The sequence below is a fragment of the Mycobacterium sp. genome (assembly GCF_035697385.1).
Classification (GTDB): Bacteria; Actinomycetota; Actinomycetes; order Mycobacteriales; family Mycobacteriaceae; genus Mycobacterium.
Genome location: NZ_DASSCY010000078.1, coordinates 1 through 2,068, shown reverse-complemented (window position 1 = coordinate 2,068; position 2,068 = coordinate 1). Strand labels below are relative to the sequence as shown.

Genomic DNA, 2,068 nt, shown 5'->3' with positions numbered 1-2,068 from the left:
CCGATCCCCACGCACACCACCAACGCCGCGTAGAACACCACAAAGTCCGCGATCCCCTCCGGCGAACGCAGCAGGACCAAGGCCAGGCAGAATCCGAGATACCCGGCGGTGCTCACGATCGCGACGGCCCAGCGGTGCCTCTCCTGCAGCGCACCGACCGAATACAGCGCGGCCAGCAGCCCCAATGTGCCCGCCGTGGCGGGGTACGCAACGACCTCGTGCACCGCAAAACATGTCGCAATCACCGCGAACGACGCGGCGGGCCACCGCCGGCGGCCCGCGAGCGGCACCGTCATTCCCAGCGTGAGCAGGACGGCGAACAGGTCGGGCGGCCGTTTCGGCAGATCCCCGAAACTTGCCCCGAGCACGGCCGTGAACGGCAGGAACCCGAGAACGGTGAACACGACGGCCAGCACGGGATCGGCCATCAGGCCCGTGAACCAGCGCACCGGGCGCTTCGACATGGAGACAGTCTAGCCTCGCAGGTCTTCTGCCGTGTCGGCGAAGCTGCGGCGATGCTGAACCTGTAGCCCATGACACTCTACCGAACAAATTCAGGCAGGCGAATCATTCAGCAGCCCGGCGTCGGCTTCGAGGGGGCGACTTTTACCAGCGGCGCAGGCTTCAACGGGGTTCGCTTCGAACCGGCGGCACCTACGGAGGTCCTTCGGTTGGATGAGAAACAGGACGAACAACGGTTAGGGAGGCTTCCGCCGCTCCCATGGAAACGGGAGGGCTCGGGCTTCCCGTCGGCGCAGCCCTCCAATCGTACTTGTTGCGTCAGCTGGAATATCTCGCCTCACCGGCCAAGTCGGCACTGCTCGGGCCGGCGGCGCGTGTCACGTGTCACCGCCTTCGCTGTCCGCGGCGATCCGGGAACTGGCCGAGAAACTATTGCGCCGCTCGCGTAGGGCCAAAGCGGATGATGACCAATCCGAGAGCTCTTGCCTGGCTGCGAAGGAGCGGCCATATGGTGGGAAGCACTTTGTGGGCGTCAGAACCCGGCGATCGGCCGCCGAAGGGCCGGAAATGCCAAGTGGACCGCGCCGCCCACGACCACGCGGCCGAGATGGCCGGTGGCCAACGGTGGTAGCGCGCTCGACGACAACGGTGGCCATCAGTGAGTGGCCGACGCCGAGGCCTTGCTGAGTCTGCTGCTCACAGTCGAACAGAGCCTTGGCCAGGAGTTTGCCGTGTTCGGCGGAGCGCAGGCCGTCGCCAGCCGGCGCCGTGACGGTCTCGTTCCAGCGATCAGCGAAGGTGGCGAAGAACGTCTCGACCTTTCGTGGAGCGTGACCGGCGGGTACGGCGGGATCGCCTTGTTGAAGGCGAGTGTGGCGGTGTGCCGGCAGAAGCCTTCAGCTTCGCCGGAAGATGGCAGCGATCGTGCCGAGTGGGCCGGTCGGGTCGGTGTACTCGACCTTCTCCTTCTTCTCGAACGTGCCGTCGGGCTTGTGGACGACGGTGGTCTCCGACTTCTTGATGCCGCCCGTGCGCAGGAGGTACATGCCGTACATGCAGGCGATCGCGATGATCCCGACCTCGATGATGGGCAGCTTGTCCTTGGTTTCGGTCAGCACCGCGCGGACCCGGTCCCGTTCGGATTCTTCTTGCCAGGCCGCCGACAGCACGACCAGCGCGGCGTCTTCCAGCAACTGGGGATCGCGGGCGAGGTCGGCGCGGGCCGCGTCGACACGTTCGCGGTCGGCGGCGGAGTACATCGCCTCGAGCATGTCCTCTGGTGGCAGGTCGTCGAGCCGTTCCGCGAGGTAGTAGCGGAGCGCCTGGTGAATGCCGTCGGTGTCGACGGTGCGGGTGTTGAGTTCGTCGGCGAGCGACGGGGTCATCGCCAGTCTCCTTCGATGATGAGCGCGTGGGCCGACCACGCGGGGACACCACGGTTGATGGCTTCCTGAGCAGTCTGCCGGATGGACTGTGCGAGGGGGGGCCGGTTCAGCAGATCGGTGCGGATCTTGCTGAGGATCGGGATGACGTCGGCCGCCACGATGTCCCACTGTGGCGCGACGAGTGTCCGGAGGCCGACCTGGCGAAGGACGTTGTAGAGGCC

The 2,068-nt window shown here is 66.3% G+C and carries 3 protein-coding genes; all 3 read right to left on the bottom strand.

Annotated features, from left to right (window positions below; all coding sequences use genetic code 11):
• A partial coding sequence (locus VFH65_RS07305) for a DUF7134 domain-containing protein (RefSeq protein WP_353320486.1) occupies positions 1 to 464 on the bottom strand: 464 nt, incomplete at its 3' end.
• 894 nt (positions 465 to 1,358) lie between these two features.
• Entirely contained in the window at positions 1,359 to 1,847 is a 489-nt protein-coding gene (locus tag VFH65_RS07300; protein ID WP_353320485.1) for a hypothetical protein, read from the bottom strand.
• A partial coding sequence (locus VFH65_RS07295; RefSeq protein WP_353320484.1) for a hypothetical protein occupies positions 1,844 to 2,068 on the bottom strand: 225 nt, incomplete at its 5' end. The genes VFH65_RS07295 and VFH65_RS07300, both read right to left, overlap by 4 nt.

Bases quoted from the DNA above. Each gene is read 5' to 3' on its own strand.
- VFH65_RS07300 (WP_353320485.1), bottom strand. From the start codon at position 1,847: ATGACCCCGTCGCTCGCCGACGAACTCAACACCCGCACCGTCGACACC.